This is a genomic window from Streptomyces chryseus, assembly GCF_014650755.1.
In the GTDB taxonomy this organism is placed as follows: Bacteria; Actinomycetota; Actinomycetes; order Streptomycetales; family Streptomycetaceae; genus Streptomyces; species Streptomyces chryseus.
In genome coordinates this window covers 140,655-158,959 of sequence record NZ_BMVO01000012.1, presented here as the reverse complement: position 1 = coordinate 158,959, position 18,305 = coordinate 140,655, and the positions used below count along the sequence as shown (strand labels likewise).

18 protein-coding genes are annotated in these 18,305 nt (G+C 73.4%); 9 read left to right on the top strand and 9 right to left on the bottom strand.

Annotated features, from left to right (window positions below; genetic code table 11):
- The first annotated feature begins 74 nt into the window (after positions 1-74).
- Entirely contained in the window at positions 75-842 is a 768-nt protein-coding gene (locus IE185_RS19630; protein WP_208766388.1) for a nucleotide-binding protein, read from the top strand.
- A complete protein-coding gene (locus tag IE185_RS19625) occupies positions 842-1,642 on the top strand; it encodes a ParB/RepB/Spo0J family partition protein (protein ID WP_138897883.1) in 801 nt (266 codons plus the stop codon). Before IE185_RS19630 ends, IE185_RS19625 begins: the two co-directional genes overlap by 1 nt.
- Positions 1,643-1,780: 138 nt before the next feature.
- Here the strand turns inward: IE185_RS19625 and moeZ are convergent, their stop codons facing one another.
- From moeZ to IE185_RS19590, 7 genes are all read right to left on the bottom strand, one after another.
- Positions 1,781-2,959: an adenylyltransferase/sulfurtransferase MoeZ gene (gene moeZ, locus IE185_RS19620; protein WP_138897882.1), complete on the bottom strand. Its 1,179-nt coding sequence runs from the start codon at positions 2,957-2,959 to the stop codon at positions 1,781-1,783.
- A 63-nt stretch (positions 2,960-3,022) separates the two neighbouring features.
- On the bottom strand, positions 3,023-3,787 hold the full coding sequence (locus IE185_RS19615; RefSeq protein WP_138897881.1) for a spherulation-specific family 4 protein: 765 nt from the start codon (positions 3,785-3,787) through the stop codon (positions 3,023-3,025).
- Entirely contained in the window at positions 3,775-4,785 is a 1,011-nt protein-coding gene (locus IE185_RS19610) for an SDR family oxidoreductase (RefSeq protein WP_138897880.1), read from the bottom strand. The genes IE185_RS19615 and IE185_RS19610 overlap by 13 nt, the downstream gene beginning before the upstream one ends.
- A 144-nt stretch (positions 4,786-4,929) precedes the next feature.
- On the bottom strand, positions 4,930-6,294 hold the full coding sequence (locus IE185_RS19605; protein ID WP_138896374.1) for a hypothetical protein: 1,365 nt from the start codon (positions 6,292-6,294) through the stop codon (positions 4,930-4,932).
- 64 nt (positions 6,295-6,358) lie between these two features.
- Entirely contained in the window at positions 6,359-8,041 is a 1,683-nt protein-coding gene (gene pelF, locus IE185_RS19600; RefSeq protein WP_138896375.1) for a GT4 family glycosyltransferase PelF, read from the bottom strand.
- Between the two features lie 220 nt (positions 8,042-8,261).
- Positions 8,262-9,641, bottom strand: coding sequence for a DUF3152 domain-containing protein (locus tag IE185_RS19595; protein WP_138896376.1), 1,380 nt, complete (start codon positions 9,639-9,641; stop codon positions 8,262-8,264).
- Positions 9,642-9,649: 8 nt separating this feature from the next.
- The gene (locus IE185_RS19590) at positions 9,650-10,615 is read right to left on the bottom strand and encodes an alpha/beta fold hydrolase (RefSeq protein ID WP_138896377.1); all 966 of its coding nucleotides are present in this window, start codon (positions 10,613-10,615) and stop codon (positions 9,650-9,652) included.
- Between the two features lie 115 nt (positions 10,616-10,730).
- Between IE185_RS19590 and IE185_RS19585 the strand changes: the two genes are divergently transcribed.
- From IE185_RS19585 to IE185_RS19570, 4 genes are all read left to right on the top strand, one after another.
- Positions 10,731-10,958 (top strand): hypothetical protein, encoded by a 228-nt coding sequence (locus tag IE185_RS19585; RefSeq protein WP_138896378.1) that lies wholly within the window; start codon positions 10,731-10,733, stop codon positions 10,956-10,958.
- Between the two features lie 196 nt (positions 10,959-11,154).
- The gene (locus IE185_RS19580) at positions 11,155-11,793 is read left to right on the top strand and encodes a TetR/AcrR family transcriptional regulator (protein WP_069930470.1); all 639 of its coding nucleotides are present in this window, start codon (positions 11,155-11,157) and stop codon (positions 11,791-11,793) included.
- Between the two features lie 179 nt (positions 11,794-11,972).
- On the top strand, positions 11,973-12,200 hold the full coding sequence (locus tag IE185_RS19575; protein ID WP_189715631.1) for a DUF3107 domain-containing protein: 228 nt from the start codon (positions 11,973-11,975) through the stop codon (positions 12,198-12,200).
- A gap of 303 nt (positions 12,201-12,503) precedes the next feature.
- Positions 12,504-12,770, top strand: a complete 267-nt coding sequence (locus IE185_RS19570) for a hypothetical protein (RefSeq protein ID WP_138896380.1) — start codon at positions 12,504-12,506, stop codon at positions 12,768-12,770.
- Between the two features lie 16 nt (positions 12,771-12,786).
- Here the strand turns inward: IE185_RS19570 and IE185_RS19565 are convergent, their stop codons facing one another.
- Positions 12,787-13,527, bottom strand: coding sequence for a ferritin-like fold-containing protein (locus tag IE185_RS19565; RefSeq protein WP_069930471.1), 741 nt, complete (start codon positions 13,525-13,527; stop codon positions 12,787-12,789).
- Positions 13,528-14,001: 474 nt separating this feature from the next.
- On the opposite strand from IE185_RS19565, the gene IE185_RS19560 reads away from it, so the two are divergent.
- Together IE185_RS19560 and IE185_RS19555 are read left to right on the top strand one after the other, a co-directional pair.
- Positions 14,002-16,005: a DEAD/DEAH box helicase gene (locus tag IE185_RS19560; RefSeq protein WP_308432782.1), complete on the top strand. Its 2,004-nt coding sequence runs from the start codon at positions 14,002-14,004 to the stop codon at positions 16,003-16,005.
- Positions 16,006-16,087: 82 nt separating this feature from the next.
- Entirely contained in the window at positions 16,088-16,927 is an 840-nt protein-coding gene (locus IE185_RS19555; RefSeq protein ID WP_189715629.1) for an alpha/beta fold hydrolase, read from the top strand.
- 36 nt (positions 16,928-16,963) lie between these two features.
- Here IE185_RS19555 and IE185_RS19550 read toward each other — a convergent pair whose 3' ends face one another.
- On the bottom strand, positions 16,964-17,881 hold the full coding sequence (locus IE185_RS19550) for an NYN domain-containing protein (RefSeq protein ID WP_138897814.1): 918 nt from the start codon (positions 17,879-17,881) through the stop codon (positions 16,964-16,966).
- A gap of 202 nt (positions 17,882-18,083) precedes the next feature.
- Between IE185_RS19550 and IE185_RS19545 the strand changes: the two genes are divergently transcribed.
- On the top strand, positions 18,084-18,236 hold the full coding sequence (locus IE185_RS19545; protein WP_167519084.1) for a DUF8834 family protein: 153 nt from the start codon (positions 18,084-18,086) through the stop codon (positions 18,234-18,236).
- The last annotated feature ends 69 nt before the right edge of the window (positions 18,237-18,305 follow it).

Genomic DNA, 18,305 nt, shown 5'->3' with positions numbered 1-18,305 from the left:
CCCTGTCAGCGCACCACTGCCACAGTGACCGTACATCCCGAATGTCGGATTTGCGCGAAACAGGGAGAGTGGTCGTGGCCCACGTACACGTGATTCTCAATCAGAAGGGCGGCGTCGGTAAATCCACGCTCGCCGTCAACCTCGCCGCCGTCACCGCCGACGTGCTCGGGGCCGGGACCAAGGGCGGGCAGCCGCCCGTCGTCGCGGTCTCGATCGACCCGCAGGGGTCCGCCGTCTGGTGGTCGGAGCGGGTCGGCGACGGCCTGCCGTTCGACTTCGTCCAGGCGCACGACGACCTCCCCGGCCTCGCCGCGCTCGCGCGCATCCCCTCCGCCCAGCACGTCTTCGTGGACACGCCCGGCTGGCTCGACCTCGCGGAGACCGACGGCGACGACCCCCTCGGGAAAGGGCCCGCCGCCGACGCGCTGCGCGCCGTCCTCGACAGCGCGCACGACGTCATCGTGCCCATCGAGCCGGAGCCGCTGGGCTTCCAGCCCACGCAGCGGACCATCGAGCGCGTCGTGAAGCCGCGCGGGCTGCCGTTCCGCGTGGTCATCAACAACTGGGACCCTCGCGACGGCAAGGCGGACCTCGACCAGACCCGCGCGTTCGTCGAGGCGCAGGACTGGCCGCTCGCGCGCACCGTCGTACGCCACTACAAGCTGCACACCCGCGCCTCCGCCGACGGCCTGGTCGTCACCCAGTACGGAGCCAACCGCGTCGCACTCCAGGCCCGCGAGGACTTCTTCCGGCTCGCCCTGGAGGTCGGCCTCGCGGTGATCCCCGCCCCGGCCGGGCCGAAGCGCCGCACCCGCGCCGCCAAGAGGGCGGTGGTGCGCTGATGGGCCGCCGCACCGACCTCGCCACCCTGCTCACACCGGGCGACGCTCCCGTGCCGTCGGCCGGGCGGGACACGTACCCGCTGACCGTCCCCGTCACGGACCTCGCCGAGAACCCCGACAACCCGCGCCACGAGCTGCGCGACCTGGACGGCCTGGCCCAGACGCTGCGCGAGCGGGGCGTGCTCCAGGCCCTCGGCGTCGTCTCCCGGGGCGCGTTCCTCGCCGTGCACCCGCAGCACGAGGCGGCCGTCGGCGACGCCCCGTACGTCGTCCTGCACGGCCACCGCAGGCTCGCCGCCGCCCGGCTCGCCGGGCTGCGCGAGGTGCCGGTGCTCGTACGGGAGGACGCGACGCGCACCGACGAGGACGCGCTGATCGAGAACGTGCAGCGCGACGACCTCACCGAGCTGGAGCAGGCGCAGGCCATCCAGGGCCTGATCACCGCGTACGGCTACTCGCAGCGGGAGGTGGCCGCCCGGATCGGCAAGACCCAGGGGTTCGTCTCGCAGCGGCTGTCGTTGATGCGGCTGCGGGAGGACCTGCAGGAGGCACTGGCCGATGGCCGGGTGTCGGTCGAGGACGCCCGGCGGATCGCACGCCTGCCGCGCGACGAGCAGCAGCTGCCGGGCAGCACGCAGGACGCGCCCGTACCGGTGCCGAAGGCGCGGCGGCGACGCGATTACGGCGTAATCACCCTCGACACCCGGAGCACCCCGGAAGAACTGGTCGAGGCACTGCGCCGCAACCTGGCGCCCGCCGCCCTCGAAAGGGTGGCCGAGCTGCTGGCCACCGGACACTGAGGTCGAACGCCGAGGGGCCGCCCCGCACGTGGTGTGCGGGGCGGCCCCTCGGCGTTCGACAGGCGGGCGCGGCAGGCCCGGAGCCAGGCAGGCGCGGAGCCGGGCAGGCGCGCGTGGGCGCCCGGCCGGCCGGGCGGCCTAGTAGATCGGCTTCTCCGGCTCGATCTGGTTGACCCAGCCGATGACGCCGCCACCGACGTGCACCGCGTCGGCGAAGCCCGCGGACTTCAGCACCGCGAGGACCTCCGCACTGCGGACACCCGTCTTGCAGTGCAGGACGATCTTCCGGTCCTGCGGGAGGTCCTGGAGGGCGCTGCCCATCAGGAACTCGTTCTTCGGGATCAGCCGCGCGCCGGGGATCGAGACGATCTCGTACTCGTTGACCTCGCGGACGTCGATGATGTCGATCTTCTCGTCGGCGTCGATCCACTCCTTGAGCTGCCGGGGAGTGATCGTGGAGCCGAGCGCCGCCTCCTGCGCCTCCTCGGACACGACGCCGCAGAAGGCCTCGTAGTCGATGAGCTCGGTGACGGTCGGGTTCGCGCCGCAGACCGCGCAGTCGGGGTCCTTGCGGACCTTGACCTGGCGGTACTGCATCTCCAGGGCGTCGTAGATCATCAGTCGGCCGACCAGCGGCTCGCCGATGCCGGCGAGGAGCTTGATGGCCTCGTTGACCTGGATCGACCCGATGGACGCGCAGAGCACGCCCAGCACGCCGCCCTCGGCGCAGGACGGGACCATGCCCGGCGGCGGGGGCTCGGGGTAGAGGCAGCGGTAGCACGGGCCGTGCTCGGACCAGAACACCGACGCCTGGCCGTCGAAGCGGTAGATCGAGCCCCAGACGTACGGCTTGTTGAGCAGCACGCACGCGTCGTTGACCAGGTAGCGGGTCGCGAAGTTGTCGGTGCCGTCGACGATCAGGTCGTACTGGGAGAAGATCTCCATCACGTTGTCGGCTTCGAGCCGCTCTTCGTGCAGGACGACGTTCACGTAGGGGTTGATGCCGAGGACCGAGTCGCGGGCGGACTCGGCCTTCGAGCGGCCGATGTCGGCCTGGCTGTGGATGATCTGGCGCTGCAGGTTCGACTCGTCGACCTCGTCGAACTCCACGATGCCGAGCGTGCCGACGCCGGCCGCGGCGAGGTACATCAGCGCGGGCGAACCCAGACCGCCGGCGCCCACGGCGAGGACCTTGGCGTTCTTCAGCCGCTTCTGCCCGTCCATCCCGACGTCCGGGATGATCAGGTGGCGGGAGTACCTGCGAACCTCATCAACAGTGAGCTCGGCAGCGGGCTCGACCAGGGGTGGCAGCGACACGGGGACTCCGTAGGTCGGTCAATCAGTACGGTTGTTCTCCGCGTAACACTGCCACGCCCCTTCTCATTCCGAGACACCCGGTCCGATCCGCGAGACGATTTCGTCCCAGTAGCCGGGCAGTGTCTCGAATGCGGCGTTCTGTCCGTCGAGGTCGCCGGTGACGGTCCGGTCCGTCAGGAAGACCGTTCCGGCGCCCTGCCAGCGGGCGATGCGGACGGCCTCCTCCAGGTGCGTGCGCGGCAGCCCGTGAACCAGGTGGCAGAAGCGCTCCGGCGGGTAGTCCGCCGTCCACTCCGCCACCTGTGACCAGCGGTAGTCCGTCCACGGCCCGGAGAACGTCACCAGCTGGTCGGCCGTCTCCGCATAGCCGGGGTACGGGTGCGTGCCGTGGCCGAGGACCAGGCGGCAGCCGCCCTCGGCCAGCCCGGACAGCATGGCGGTCAGGCGCCGGACGCCCGGCAGGTCCGTCCGGTCGGTGGGACAGCGGTCCAGATAGAAGCCGTCGACCCGGTACCAGTCGCGGAACCGGTGCCCGTCGGAGACGAGCTCGCCGAAGGAGCGCGCCCCGTACGCCACGTCGAGCCGCCCGAGCAGGGGGACACCGGCATTGCGCAGGCGGCCCGCCGCCTCCAGGCAGTGCGGGTCGGGGCGCTGCCCCGGGCCGTTGGCCACGTTGAGCGCCACCCAGTCCAACGGCGCCCCCGGCCGGCTGAGTTCACCCCACTCGACGGGGGCGACGAGCGGGTGGGCGTATCCGGGGACCCCGACGCCCATCCGGTCGGCCGCGGTCGCCGCCGACTGCCGCCGGGGCGTGGTCAGATGCGGCATGCCGCCTCCATCCAGATGTCCGCGAGCGACTCCTCCAGGTTGATGCGGGGCCGCCAGCCGAGGCGGTCGCGCGCGGTGCGCACATCGGCCTGCTGCCAGCTGCCGCAGCCGTCCGGGTACGGGTACGGGGCACCCACGTGCTCCGGGGCCATCTCGCCGCGCTGGGGGCCGACGGAGGCGAGCACGCCGCCCACTCCCCCGTTGCGCGCAGCCGCGGCGGCGCTCCCCGGCACGTAGCCGGACGGCGCGTCCAGTTCGTGCAGCGCGCCGCCGTAGCCCGCGACCCGGGCCAGGACGGCGGCGGCGTCCCGCAGCCGGACCGCGCGCCCGGTGCCGATGTTGATCGCGCCCTGCGCGGCGGAGAGCGAGGCGGCGTGCACGGCGCGCGCCACGTCGCGCACGTCGACGAAGTCGCGCTGGACACCGAGTCCGCTGAGCTTCAGCTCGCCGTCCCCCGCCTGCATCGCGCGCCGCATCGCCTCGGCGAGCCGCCCGAGCGGCGAACCCGCGGGGGTGCCGGGTCCGACCGGTGAGAAGACCCGGAGCACGACGGCGTCGAGTCCGGAGCCGAGCACCAGCTCGGTGGCGGCGAGCTTGCTGACGCCGTACGGGCCGCCGGGGCGGGGTACGGCGTCCTCGGCGGTGGAGGACCCCGGCTGCGAGGGCCCGTACTCGGCGGCGCACCCCAGCTGCACGAGCCGCGCCCCGCAGCCGCTGCGGCGCAGGGCCTCGCAGACGGTCGCGACGGCGACGGTGTTGTGCCGGGTCAGGTCGCGGGCGCCGCCACGGGTCGCGCCCGCGCAGTTGATGACGACACCGGGGTGCACGGCGTCCAGGAACCGGGTCAGCGCGCCGGGACTCCCGGTGGCGAGGTCGAAGCGTACGTCGGCGTCGTCACCGCGCCCGAGGGCGGTGAGCTGCACCGCCGGGTCGGCGAGCAGCCGGTCGGCGACGAAGCGGCCGAGATATCCGTTGGCACCCAGCAGCAGCACCCTCATCGCGCGTCCCCTCGGTGCCGACCGGCTGAAGATGGGGGTTGGGGGGTCATGGTCACGTTCTCCTTCGGGGTGGGGCGGGGTGAGTGCTGCGGTGTACGCCCGCGGCGTCGGCTCCGCGGGAGACCTCGGGGCGGATCGGTACGGTCAGTGCGGCCCGTGGCGCAGGCCGGCGCGGGGGCGGCCGTCCGATCCGTGGCGGCCGTCCGGTCCCTGCGGTCCGGGTCCGTGGCGGTCGTCCGCTCCGGGCCGGCCCTCCGGCCGCCGCGCGGGGGCGGCGGCGCTCGTGCGGGCACGGTCGGCGTGGGCCGAGGCGCGGGAGAGGGCCACCGTGGCGTGGACGAGGAGGGCGAGCGCGGCGACGGCGCAGGCGACGGCCGGGACGGCCGCCGCTCCCCCGGCGGCGACGAGGCGCTCGACGGGCCCGGCGAGGAACCCGCAGCCGGGCAGACGGGCCGCGAGTACGGCGCACACCGCGCCGATCTGCACCGCGGCGGCGGCCGCGAGCCCGGCGGAGGCGGGCCGGGGGAAGCCGTGGACGGTGAGCAGCCGGGCGAGGAGGAGCAGCGTGCCCAGGGCCGCACCGGCCGCCAGGACGGCCCCGCCGCTTCCGCCGCCGGTCGCCCCGGCTCCCGCGACCGCGCCGACCGCGAGGTGGAGAGCGCCGAGCACGCACACGAAGAGGCCGGTGAGACCGAGGACGAGCGGACGTACCGACGCCCCGAAGTCCTCGGTGCCGCGGCTGGCGGCGAGCTTGCGCCGTGCCTGCGCGGCGAGGCGGTGCGCGCACCAGGCGGCGGGCGCGAGAGCGACGGCCAGGGCGACGAGCGTGGTCGTCCGCACCGGCCACGGTCCGCCGGGGCCGCCCGCGAGGAGCCGCGTGAGCAGCCCGTCGCCGAGGACGGCGTACCCCAGCAGCCAGCACACCCACAGGCGTGCGGCGGGCGCCGTGCGCCCCTCGGCCCGCAGGGGCCCCCGGCGCAGGCACAGCGCGAGGGTCACGGCCACGACCAGTACGCCGGTCGCGCCGACCGCCAACCAGGCCCGCCCCTCGGTGAGTTCGAGCCCCGCGGCGGTCAGCGCGCACACGACGCCGGGCAGCAGCGCGTACCCGATCCACCCGGCGTGCGCGGGGGCCTCGTGCGCGGGGGCCGTTCCCGCGCCGTCACCGGCGCGCGGCACGCGGGCGTACAGCTCCTCCGCGAGGGCGAAGACGTCCCGGTGGCGGAAGCGCGCGGCGGTCCTGTCGGTCACCCCGTGCGCTTCGAGCCCCGCGGCGATCTCCAGCGGATCGACGGCGCGTTCGCACAGCTCCCGGTGCCGGTGCATGAGCGCCCGGACCGGGTCGGCCGGCCCACGGCGGGGCGGTGCCGCTGCCCCGGCGCGACCGGGAGCGGCGGCCGCGGGCGCCGGGAGCGGCGCGTCGTGGCCCCACGCGCCGGGGCTCACGGGCGTACGGGGCGTGTCGCACGCGCCCCCGCCGGGAAGGGCCGGGATACGGGTCGCGCTCATCGGCGGGCCTCCTGCGGTGACGGTCGTGGTGACGGGTCTCGCCGGGTCCTGCCGGCCGCTTCGCTCAGACATCGCGCTCCCCGGGCCCCGACCCGGCGCCCACCCGGTGCGCCGGCTCAGCGGCGTCCGCCCAGCTCGGGGCGGCGGTCCCGACGCTCGCCCAGCGGACCGGCACGTGTGCTTCCGCCGGGTTGGCGAAGAGCGCGGGTTCGCCGTCCGCTCCCACCACTTCGCGGCGTACCGGGCAGTGCGAGATCAGCTCCAGGTAGATGCCGCGAAATGCCGCGAGATTCTGCTCGACGGTGAAGAGTTCGAGGGCGCGTGCGCGCGCCGCCGCTCCCAGCCGTTCGCGCCGCTGCGGGTCGCGCATCAGCGCCACGCACGCCTCGGCCAGAGCGCGGGGGTTGCGCGGCGGGACCACCAGGCCCGTACCGCCGATGACTTCGACGACCGCGCCGACGTCCGTGGAGACCGTGGCCCGGCCGCAGAACATCGCCTCGACCAGGCTGACCGGGAAGCCCTCGACGACGCTGGAGAGCACGACCACGCCGCCCGCCGCGTAGGCGTCGGCCAGGTCGGGCACCTCGGGGCCGCCGATCTCCTCGAAGGAGACCGGGTTGTCGCCGACGGCGTGCGCGTCGGCGGCCTCGTCGGGGAAGAGCTGGGCGGCGAGCGCCTCGCAGTGCGCGAGGTACGCGGCGGCCTCGGCGCCCTGGGCGTGCCGGCTGTGGACGACGCGCAGCCGGGCCTGCGGCTCGGCCCTGCGCACCTCGGCGAAGGCGTGCAGCAGCGAGACGAGGTCCTTGGCCGGCTCGACGCGGCCGACCCAGACCAGGGTGCGGGGGTCGCCTCCGTCGGCGCCCTCCCCCACCGCCGCGAAGCGGTCCGACTCCATGCCGGGGTAGACCGTGCGCAGCTTCGCGCGGTCGGCGCCGCACCGCTCCTGCCACCGCCTGGCGTGCGTGTTGCCGGGCGTGACCAGGGTCGCCTTCTCGTACACCTCGGCGGCGAGCTTGCCATGGAAGGACGCGAGCAGGGCCCGTACGGGGGCGCTGCGGGCCGCGTCGCCGGCGGCGAGGTAGTGCGCGCGCAGCTGTACGCCGTACTCGGTGACCAGCAGCGGTACGCCGAAGAAGCGTTTGCCCAGCAGGCCCGGCAGGGCGGCGGACCCGCCCGAGGCCGCATGGCACAGATCGACGGCGCCGAGGCTCCGTTCGTCGTACCAGTCGAGGGACAGCGGGCGCAGGGCGCGCTCCAGCAGATCGACGCACTCCAGGTAGTCCGGCACCTTCGCGGCGTGGACGGCGCTGTTCGCGCCGGGCGCGCGGCAGGCGGCCTCCAGGACGCGTACGGCGACCTCGGAGCGCAGGGCGGCGTGCAGGCCGCCCTGCTCCCCCGCCAGCTCGGCGAGGCCGTAGAGACCGGCGGCGAACCGGTCGCCGGCGTCCGCGTCGTCCGGCGAGCAGATCGCGTCGGCCAGCTCGCGGAAGTGCCCGGCGAAGCGGCGCCGTTCGCGTCGGCCGTACGTCGCGGCGTCGTCCTCGGGCGCCCACAGCGGCGCGGTCCGCACGCGCTGCACCTGGGGCGGCAGCGGCATCCAGCCGAGCGCCTCCTGGCGGGCGCTGCGGCTCAGGGCGTACAGGTCGAATTCGTGCTGCGCGAGCCCGCGCACGAGCCGGTCGCACCAGAGCCTGGACTCACCCGTCGCGTACGGGTAGCCACCCTCCGTCAGCAGTCCGATCCGCACGAGCGCACCCCCGATCTCCCTTGTGGGCGGCCGCCGTTGGTCCGGCGACTCGCAGCGGGACCGACCGTATGCGGACAGGGCGGTGACGCGACGGACGGTTGTCCATCGCACCACCAAAAGGGGTGAACGCGCGTAACTTTCGCCTCGCCGTCGCGTTCTGTCGCGCTAGAGGGCTCTTCGGTTACGCGGTGTCAGGTTGCGGCCTGCGCACAGAGGCCTCTCAACTGCCGGGAAACACCCAGGGGTTGGGCTTGCATTCGATGCCGCCGATGTCGAGCGACTTCGTCTGCTGCTGCATGATCGGTGCGAGTTCGCCGGGCGTCTCGCAGTTCTTGTGGCCGTGCCCGAGCCGGTGGCCGACCTCGTGGTTGATGAGCATCTGCCGGTACGCGAACATCTTGTCCTTGCCGAAGGTGTCGGCCCCCTGCGCCCACCGGAACGCGTTGATCATGACGCGCTCCGTCGCCGCCGAGTCGCACGACACGTTGCCGGACAGCGTGTCGAGGCCGGACTTGGCGCACCACTCTCCCGTGGTGCCGGGACTCGCGAGCGTGACCACGAAGTCGGGCCGCCCGGAGGAGATCCGTTCGAACGTCATGGCGCCGTCGTGCGCCCAGCTCCGGTCGTCGTTGAGGGTCTCCTGCACGGCACGGGCGAAGACCGCGCCGTCAAGTCCGAGCCCCTTCTCGACGTCCACCCGATAGGAGTACTTCTGCCCCTTGCCCGGTGCCTTGTCGAAGCCGCCGATGGCCTGAAAGTCACCCTTGCCCTTCAGCTTCGGGTCGATCGGGTACGTCCGGGCCATCTGCTGCGCGTACGTCGCCGGAGCGCCCGCCACTGCCCGCGAGGGCGTCGGCCGGGGCTCCGAACGCGAGGCGTCGCTCTCGCGGGTGCTCCGGTCGCCGGCGGCCGGGGACGCGACGGGCTCCTGCTCGCCCTGGGCGACCTGTCCGGCCACGACGACGGCGAGGACGGTCGTGACGGCGGCCGCCGCGATCCCGGTGAAGGTCCGGCCCTTGCCGCCCTTGGCCGGTGCGGCGTCCTGGAGGTCGCCGCCGTCGCGCCCGTCGTCACCGGCACCGGCGGCCTCGTCCCGCTCCCGGCCGTCGGCCGGGCCGGACGGGCCGGCCTGCGACGGAACCCGGGGCGGGGCGTCGAACGCCTCGACGAACTCCTGCCGCGGTCCGGGGATCCGCGCCCCGGCCGCCGCGTACCGCGCCTGAGCGGTGCCCTGCGCCGGTGTGTGCGCCGGTGCCTGTGATCGCGCGAAAGCCTGCGCTTGCGTCGGCGCCTGCGCGGCGGGCGGTCCCTGCGGCCCCCGCGGCGCCCCCTGCCAGTCGCCGTACCGGCCGCCGGGCGCGGCGCCCCAGCCGCCGCCGGCCTCCCGCTGCTCGGGATGGCCGCCGCGCACCTGCGGCACCCCGTGAGCCGGAGTGCCGCCGTACCGCTGCTGCCGCGCCTGCGGCTTTGGTCCGGGGGCCGGCGCGACGTCGTACCCCGCCGTGTCCGGTCCTGCTTCGGCCGGCAGGCCGCGGCCCGGTATGGCGGGCTTCTCGGCGGCCCCCTTGGGTGCGGGGCCTCGGCGACTATGACGTCCCACGCGCCGGATCAGCTCCTGCCGCTGTCATTGATCAGTTCCCGGACGGCGTTCGCGACCGTCTCCGGATATTCCATCATCGCCACGTGCCCCGCGTCGGGCAGGGTCAGCAGCCGCGAGTCGCGGAACGCCGCGGCGGCCCTGCGCGCCATACGGTACGACACGAGCTGGTCCCGTCCTCCGTACACGAGCAGCGTCGGCGCGAGCACCCGCTCCGCCTGCCGCCACAGACTGTGCTGTCCGCCCAGGGTGTACGCGTCGACGATGCCCCGCGCCGAACGCGTCATCGCGTCCCAGAAGTACGGCAGTTCCAGCCGTCGCTTCATCTCTTCCACGGCGTGCTCGAACGCCTCGGGCGTGACCGCCTGGGGATCGCCGTAACAGAGCGCCATCACCCCGCGTGTGCGCTGCTCGGCGGTCCAGTCCTTGCTGAGCCGGGCGAACAGCGAGGCGATGCCCGGCACCGCGAGCAGCCCCGTCGGCACCGCCGTGCGCTGCACCCGCAACTCCGGCAGGGCGGGCGAGACGAGTGTGAGCGTGCGGACCAGGTCGGGCCGGACGGCGGCGACGCGGGTGGCGACCGCGCCGCCCAGCGAGTTGCCGAAGAGGTGGACCGGTCCGCGTCCGCCCGCGTCGAGCAGACGGATGCAGGCGCGCGCCAGCCCGCTGACCGAGTAGTTGCCGTCGTCGGGCGGCGGGGAGTCCCCGAAGCCGGGCAGGTCGACCGCCTCGCCGTCCACGGCGTCGGCGAGCAGCGGCATCAGCGCCGACCAGTTCTGGGAGGACCCGCCGAGCCCGTGCACGTACAGCGCGGGCGACAGTCCGGTGCGCGCCGGGGGCCGGGAGCGCACGTTCAGCGTCAGCCCCGGCAGGGTGACGGAGCGCAGCTTCTCCCCCTCGGCGACCCGCACGGCGCTGACCCGCGGCACCGCGGTGGCGGCGGCGAGGCTGGTCCCGGGCAGCTCGGTCGAAGACATGCGGCAATGTTACGAGACGATCACGCACTGAATCGTGTGTTCGCCGTCACAGATCTACCCTCGGAGCAAAGGGGGTACGCGACCGCCCCCGCTTCCTCTCGAAAGGCGGCCCCGCATGTCCGTCGATCCGACCGACCCCGAGACCTTCGCCGAGGAGGAGACCCCCGACGAACCCGCCGTGCTCGACAACGACGCCTCCGAGGCGGACGCCGCGGAGCAGCGCACGGAGTGGCAGCAGGCGTACGACGACCGTCCGACCGGCATCGACACCGGGGAGGCGGCCGACGCGGACGCCGCCGAGCAGGCCCGTGTGGTCGCCGTGGACGAGGACGACTACCGCTGACGGGGCCGTGCGAAGCCCCGTCCGGCGACCGATCGGCACGTGATCGGCCTTCCCCGGCCGTCCGGTCCGTGAAATTCTCCGTCCGCACCGCGCGCTCCCGCATGACCCAAAAGTACGATGGCGGGCGCGGCGCACACGGCGCACGGAACGGCCGTGCTGTTGAAAGGCCGCGACACTGAAAGACATGGGAGGCGGCGTGACAGCCACCGAGCAGACAGAGGCGGCACGCCCACGCGGCACACGCCTGCCCCGCCGAGCCCGACGCAATCAACTTCTGGGCGCGGCGCAGGAGGTCTTTGTCGCGCAGGGGTACCACTCGGCGGCGATGGACGACATCGCCGAGCGCGCCGGTGTGAGCAAGCCGGTCCTGTACCAGCACTTCCCGGGAAAGCTCGAGCTGTACCTTGCCCTCCTGGACCAGCACTGCGAGTCGCTGCTCCAGGCGGTGCGCACCGCCCTCGCCTCGACCACGGACAACAAGCTGCGCGTGGCCGCGACGATGGACGCCTATTTCGCGTACGTCCAGGACGAGGGCGGGGCGTTCCGCCTGGTCTTCGAGTCGGACCTGACCAACGAGCCGGCGGTGCGCGAGCGGGTCGACCGGGTCTCGCTCCAGTGCGCCGAGGCGATCAGCGAGGTCATCGCCGAGGACACCGGTCTGTCCAAGGACGAGTCGATGCTGCTCGCCGTCGGACTCGGCGGGGTGTCGCAGGTGGTCGCCCGCTACTGGCTCTCCAGCGGCAGCACGATCCCGCGCGACACCGCGGTGCAGCTCCTGACGTCGCTCGCCTGGCGCGGCATCGCGGGCTTCCCGCTGCACGGCAGCGAGCACTGAGGCGGCCTGCGCGGGCCTGAAACGGTCCGTCGCGGGACGCGGCCGGGGCCTGTTCCCGATCCGTGTTCGCTTCTGGCGTGCGACGTCGGAGCGTTCCGTGTCCCCTCACCGGGCTAATGTGTGCTGCGTACGGCGCGACGACCGCGCACCACAGCACTGACCGTCGGAGGGACATAGCCGTGGAGGTCAAGATCGGCGTGCAGCACGCGCCCCGGGAGATCGTTCTGGAGAGCGGGCAGTCCGCCGAGGAGGTCGAGCGCGCGGTGTCCGACGCGCTGGCCGGCAAGGCGCAGCTGCTCAGCCTCAAGGACGACAAGGGCCGTACGGTCCTCGTTCCCGCCGACCGGATCGCCTACGTGGAGATCGGCGAGCCGGCGACGCGCAGGGTGGGCTTCGGCGCGCTGTAGGCGTCGGACGCGGGCCGGCATCAGCGGCTCCGCACAGCATCACCGCAGACGGAACCGGCCCGGTGGGACATCCCACCGGGCCGGTTCCGTCTGTGCGTGCGGGGGTGCCGCGAACGCCCGCGTCCCGCGCGTCCCCGTCGTTCGACGTGCGCGCTCGACGTGCGCTCGACGTGAGCGGACGTCATGCCCGGACGTCGTGCGCGGACCTGTTCGGCGGGCCTGTGGAGGGTTGCCTTCCGCGAGGCGGGGGTAGTACGGGCTACGACCCATTCGCACCCTGGCCGCACGGGAGGAACCCACATGATCCTGCTGGAAGCTCTCGGCTCCCTAGCCCTCGGCTTCGCCCTGGCCTGGGCGGCTGTCCACCGGCTCGCCGACCGGCTGCCCTCGCGGCGCGTCGTGCTGGCCGCGGGGCCGCTCGGTGCCCTGTTCGGTGCGTACGTCACCCACTCCGCACTCGGCCCGGGTCATGTCGTGGCGACGCTGATCGGCGCGGTGGCGGTGGGCGCGGTTCTGCTCTCGCTCCTCATCCGCCCCAGGGGCCGCATCCGCCGTTCGGCGGCGGCGTAGCGTCCGCTCGTCGGCGCTACGCCGCCAGGCCGAGCGCGGCCATGCGCTTGGTGTGGGCCTCGGTGATCCGCGAGAACATCCGGCCGACCTCGGCCAGGTCGAAGCCGTCGGCGACGCCGCCCACGAGCATCGTGGAGAGCGCGTCACGGTCGGCCACCACCCGCTGGGCCTGCGAGAGCGCCTCGCCCATCAGTCTGCGTGCCCACAGCGCGAGCCGGCCGCCGCAGCGCGGGTCGGCCTCGATCGCGGCGCGCACCTTCTCCACCGCGAAGTTCCCGTGGCCCGTGTCGTCGAGCACGGCGAGCACCAGGGCCCGGGTGTCCGAGTCGAGCCGCTCCGCGACCTCGCGGTAGAAGTCGCTGGCGATCGAGTCGCCGACGTACGCCTTGACCAGGCCCTCCAGCCAGTCGGACGGCGCGGTCTGGCGGTGGAAGTCGTCGAGCGCCTTGGCGAAGGGCTCCATGGCCGCCGTCGGCTCCTCGTCGATCGCGGTCAGCCGGTCCCGCAGCCGCTCGAAGTGGTGGAACTCCGCCGACGCCATCTTCGCCAGCTCGGCCTTGTCGGCCAGCGTCGGGGCCAGCTTGGCGTCCTCGGCGAGGCGCTCGAAGGCGGCCAGCTCCCCGTACGCGAGCGCGCCCAGCAGGTCCACGACCGCGGCGTGGTAGTTCGGCTCGGTGGACGCCGTCGCCCAGTCCTGGGCGGCGATACCGGTCCGGGGAGTCTCTTCGGGTGCAGTGGCGTTGTCAGGCGTCTCCATGAACGGCACAATAGCCCGCCCTTCCGGGGGCGTAAGGGTCTGGTCAGCCACCGGTCTCCCCCCGATCCGGTAAATCGTACCGACACACCTGCGCGATTTCGGGGTACAGTGGTAAAGCGCTAGCAGAGTGCCCAGGGCACTTCGCGGCGCAATTGAATGAGGATGCCCGGTCGGTGGCCCGATCGGCTCCGACCCGACAGCCCTCCACGCGGGGCGTACCAAGGCGTACGACCGCAAGATGAGGGGCCCCCTCAGCGACATGAGCGCTTGAGCGACGGCATGTGGTCCCGCGCCCCCGGCCCGTAATTCCGGCCGGAAGAGAACCAGGCACGGTACGACCCCCATCGTTCGCCTCGCGTCGCGTCTCACAGAAGAGGCAGCACCCTGACTACGTTCCGAGACCTCGGGATCCTTTCCGAGACCGCCGAGGCCCTTGAGGCCGTCGGCATCACGTCCCCCTTTCCCATCCAGGAGATGACGCTCCCCGTCGCGCTTTCCGGCAGCGACGTCATCGGCCAGGCGAAGACCGGCACCGGCAAGACGCTCGGTTTCGGCCTGCCGCTGCTGGAGCGCGTGACCGTCCCCGCGGACGTCGAGGCCGGCCGGGCAACGCCCGAGAAGCTGACCGAGGCCCCGCAGGCACTCGTCGTCGTCCCCACCCGCGAGCTGTGCCAGCAGGTCACCAACGACCTGCTGACCGCCGGCAAGGTGCGCAACGTCCGCGTGCTCGCCATCTACGGCGGCCGTGCGTACGAGCCGCAGGTCGAGGCGCTCAAGAAGGGCGTCGACATCGTCGTCGGCACGCCCGGACGCCTGCTCGACCTGGCGGGCCAGAAGAAGCTCGACCTCTCCCACGTGCGTTCGCTCGTGCTCGACGAGGCCGACGAGATGCTCGACCTGGGCTTCCTGCCCGACGTCGAGAAGATCATGAAGATGCTGCCGCCGAAGCGCCAGACGATGCTGTTCTCGGCGACCATGCCGGGCGCCGTCATCGGCCTGGCCCGCAAGTACATGGCGCAGCCGACGCACATCAGCGCCACGTCGCCCGACGACGAGGGCGCGACCGTCGCGAACATCACGCAGCACGTCTTCCGCGCGCACAACATGGACAAGCCGGAGCTCGTCTCCCGCATCCTCCAGGCCGACGGCCGCGGACTCGCGATGATCTTCTGCCGTACGAAGCGCACCGCCGCCGACATCGCCGAGCAGCTCGAGAAGCGCGGCTTCGCCTCCGGCGCGGTCCACGGCGACCTCGGCCAGGGCGCGCGCGAGCAGGCGCTGCGGGCGTTCCGCAACGGAAAGGTCGACGTGCTGGTCTGCACCGACGTCGCCGCGCGCGGCATCGACGTCGAAGGTGTGACGCACGTCATCAACTACCAGTCGCCCGAGGACGAGAAGACGTACCTGCACCGCGTCGGCCGCACCGGCCGCGCGGGCGCGAAGGGCATCGCCGTCACGCTGGTCGACTGGGACGACATCCCGCGCTGGAAGCTCATCAACAAGGCGCTGGACCTGCCGTTCGACGAGCCGGAGGAGACGTACTCCACGTCGGCTCACCTGTACGAGATCCTGAGCATCCCGGCCGGCACCAAGGGCATACTGCCCCGGGCCGACCGGACCCGCGCCGGGCTGCGCGCGGAAGAGGTCGAGGACCTCGGCGAGACGGGTGGCCGCGGACGCAGGTCCGCGCCGGCCGCCGCCGCGCCCGCGGTCGTCGAGGAGCGTGCCCCGCGTACGCCGCGTCAACGTCGCCGCACGCGGGGCGGCGCGTCGGTGTCGGCCGACGAGGCGACAGCGGTGTCGCAGGCTCCCGCGGACACGGCGACCGCCGAGGCTCCCGCCGAGCCGCGCACGCCGCGCCGTCGTCGTCGCACCCGCTCGGCCGAGGCCGTCGTGGAGACGGTGGAGGCCCCGGTCCCCGCGCCTGCCGCGGAGCCCGAGGCCCCGAAGGCTCCCCGCCGTCGTACGCGTGCCGCCAAGACGGCCGAGGCCGTCACGGAGGCGCCCGCGACCGCCGAGGCGGAGGCCGCACCGGCCAAGGCACCGCGCCGCCGCACCCGCGCCGCTGCGGCCGTCGACACCGCCGAGGTCCAGGTCCCCGCGCCCGCCACGGAGGCCGACGCCCCCAAGGCTCCCCGCCGCCGTACGCGCACCGCCAAGACGGCCGAGGCCGTCACCGAGGCGCCCGCGACCGCCGAGGCCGAGGCCGTCACGGAGGCGCCCGCGACCGCCGAGGCGGAGGCCGCACCGGCCAAGGCACCGCGCCGCCGCACCCGCGCCGCCGCGGCCGTCGACACCGCCGAGGTCCAGGTCCCCGCGCCCGCCACGGAGCCCGACGCCCCCAAGGCTCCCCGCCGCCGTACGCGCACCGCCAAGACGGCCGAGGCCGTCACGGAGGCGCCCGCCACCGCCGAGGCCGCACCGGCCAAGGCACCGCGCCGCCGCACCCGCGCCGCCGCCGCCCAGCCGGAGAGCTGAGCGACGCAGCACGGTTGAGCAAACCTCCGATGGCCCGGTCCCCGTTCGCGGGGCCGGGCCATCGGCGCGTTAGCCTCGTCGCATGAGCAGGCCGCCCACCTTCACCCCGCCCCCCGGCACCCGCGCGCTCCCGCTGCGCACCTCGCGCGGCGTGTTCGCCGCGCTCGAAGCCGGGCCCCGGCACGCCGAGCCCAGAGGAACCGCGCTGCTGCTGCCCGGATACACCGGCAGCAAGGAAGACTTCATCGCGATGCTGGTGCCCCTCGCGGAGGCGGGCTACCGGGCCGTCGCGGTCGACGGGCGCGGCCAGTACGAGTCCGAGGGACCCGCTGACGAAGTGGGCTACGCCCAGGCCGAGTTGGGGCTGGACGTGCTCGCCCAGGCGGAGGCTGCCGGCCGGCCCGTACATCTCGTCGGGCACTCGCTCGGCGGCCAGATCGCCCGCGCCGCCGTGCTGTTCGACGCCTCGCCGTTCGCGTCGCTGACCCTCGTGTCCTCGGGGCCGGCCGAGGTTTCGGCGGCCCAGCGGCAGAAGATCGCACTGCTGACGCAGGCGCTGGAAACCATGACGATGGATCAGGTCTGGGAAGCCATGCGGGCGCTGGACCCGCCGGAGGACGCCGACCTCGACGGCGCGGCCCTGCGCGCCCGCTGGCTGCGGCACAACCCCGCTCAGCTCATCGCGACGGGACGGCAGTTGACCGGTGAGCCGGACCGGGTGGCCGCACTCGCGGCCGTGGGGCTCCCGGTGCACGTGCTGTCGGGGACCTCGGACGACACCTGGCCGGTGCCGCTGATCGACGACATGGCCGAGCGGCTCGGCGCGTACCGGTCGGTGATCGAGGGGGCCGAGCACTCGCCCAACACCGACCGGCCGGAGGAGACCGCGAAGGCGCTCGCGGGGTTCTGGGACTCGCTCTAGCGCCGGGCGTGGGCACCGGGAGGGGCCGGGCGCGGACTAGTACTGGGCCTGAAGGTGCTGCCAGAAGCCGTCCCGCAGCGCCCGCCGCAGGTCCGCGTGCCCGCGCAGGGAGCGCTGGAGCAGCCGCTCCGCCTCCACCAGGAGTTCCTGGTCCACGGACCCGGGCAGGTACGGATGGCCCGGCAGCAGGTCGGCCAGTGACTCACGGCCGCGCGCCCCGATCCAGGCCGCCGCGATCTGCGCGCCGATGAACCGGACGTCCTCGCGGGTCGGCCTCGGCGCGCCCTCGTTCTCGTACGTCGTCACCGGGCGGCGCGTGACGTACGGCTTGCAGAAGTCGAGGTCGAACGTGCGCTGGCTGTCGACCTCCCACAGGAGCGGTTCCGCCTGGTTGCGCCCCTCTCCCGCCTCGATGCCCCACAGGTGGACCCGCGCGCCGTACCCCTGGGCCGCCTCGACCGCCGAGACGAGGTCCTCGTCGCCGCCCACCAGGGCCGCGTCGCTGATCGCGCGGTGCCGCGCGAGCGATTCGAGGTCCGTACGGATCAGGGAGTCGACGCCCTTCTGCTGATTGTTGGCGTTGAGGTTGCCCAGGCGCACCTTGACGTCGGGCAGCTCGGCGATCGACTGCTGCTCGGTGGTGTGGATGCGTCGCCTGGCTCCGTCGTACCAGTACACCCGCAGCAGCCTGCTGTCCGCGAAGATCGTGCGGGCCTTGTCGATGAAGGCTTCGATGATCCCTTCCGCGTCGAGGTCGAAGGACCTGCGGTCCTCGGTCCCGGTCACGAGCAGCCCGGCCGCCGCGTAGACGTATCCGGCGTCGACGAAGATCGCGTGCGTGGAAGGGGTCTTCGCCACCTCGACCAGCATGCGCTGGAGCAGCTCGTTGGTGCGCTCCAGGCGGGCGGTGACCCTGGCGAGTTCGGTGGGGCCCGAAGGCTGTGCGTCGTCCATACGGCTCTCATTGTCCGTGGCGTGAGCGAGCGGGCACAACCGGTGGGCCTACCGGTCGGTATTTAGAGTGTCGAAAATTTTCTTTAGCGTAGGGAATGACTGGAGTGGGCAGACAGTTGTCATCAGGAGAGAACGCGAGGCGCCCGGCCCCGCGTTCCCACACACAGTTCTCCAGCAGGAGGATCAGACGAAGGGAGAAGCCTTGCGCTTCGAAATCATGCGCCTGGACGACGTCGACGGTTCGGCCGTCGACAGCAACGTCGTGGACGCCGCCTCCGTCAACCGGATCGTGCAGCAGGCCGCCTCCGTCGGCCAGCGCATCTATATCCGCCCGGCCGAGACCTCGGCTTCATAACACTCTGTAGTGGTTTGTTTTGAGGTGAAAGCGCCCCCGTACAGCGTGTACGGGGGCGCTCGTGCGTCC

What these genes read in the sequence shown, in the direction of transcription:
- IE185_RS19625 (WP_138897883.1), top strand. Translation starts at nt 842, where the DNA reads ATGGGCCGCCGCACCGACCTCGCCACCCTGCTCACACCGGGCGACGCT.
- IE185_RS19615 (WP_138897881.1), bottom strand. Translation starts at nt 3,787, where the DNA reads ATGCCGCATCTGACCACGCCCCGGCGGCAGTCGGCGGCGACCGCGGCC.
- IE185_RS19610 (WP_138897880.1), bottom strand. Translation starts at nt 4,785, where the DNA reads ATGAGGGTGCTGCTGCTGGGTGCCAACGGATATCTCGGCCGCTTCGTC.
- IE185_RS19605 (WP_138896374.1), bottom strand. Translation starts at nt 6,294, where the DNA reads ATGAGCGCGACCCGTATCCCGGCCCTTCCCGGCGGGGGCGCGTGCGAC.
- IE185_RS19590 (WP_138896377.1), bottom strand. Translation starts at nt 10,615, where the DNA reads ATGTCTTCGACCGAGCTGCCCGGGACCAGCCTCGCCGCCGCCACCGCG.
- IE185_RS19585 (WP_138896378.1), top strand. Translation starts at nt 10,731, where the DNA reads ATGTCCGTCGATCCGACCGACCCCGAGACCTTCGCCGAGGAGGAGACC.
- IE185_RS19565 (WP_069930471.1), bottom strand. Translation starts at nt 13,527, where the DNA reads ATGGAGACGCCTGACAACGCCACTGCACCCGAAGAGACTCCCCGGACC.
- IE185_RS19560 (WP_308432782.1), top strand. Translation starts at nt 14,002, where the DNA reads ATGACGCTCCCCGTCGCGCTTTCCGGCAGCGACGTCATCGGCCAGGCG.
- IE185_RS19555 (WP_189715629.1), top strand. Translation starts at nt 16,088, where the DNA reads ATGAGCAGGCCGCCCACCTTCACCCCGCCCCCCGGCACCCGCGCGCTC.
- IE185_RS19550 (WP_138897814.1), bottom strand. Translation starts at nt 17,881, where the DNA reads ATGGACGACGCACAGCCTTCGGGCCCCACCGAACTCGCCAGGGTCACC.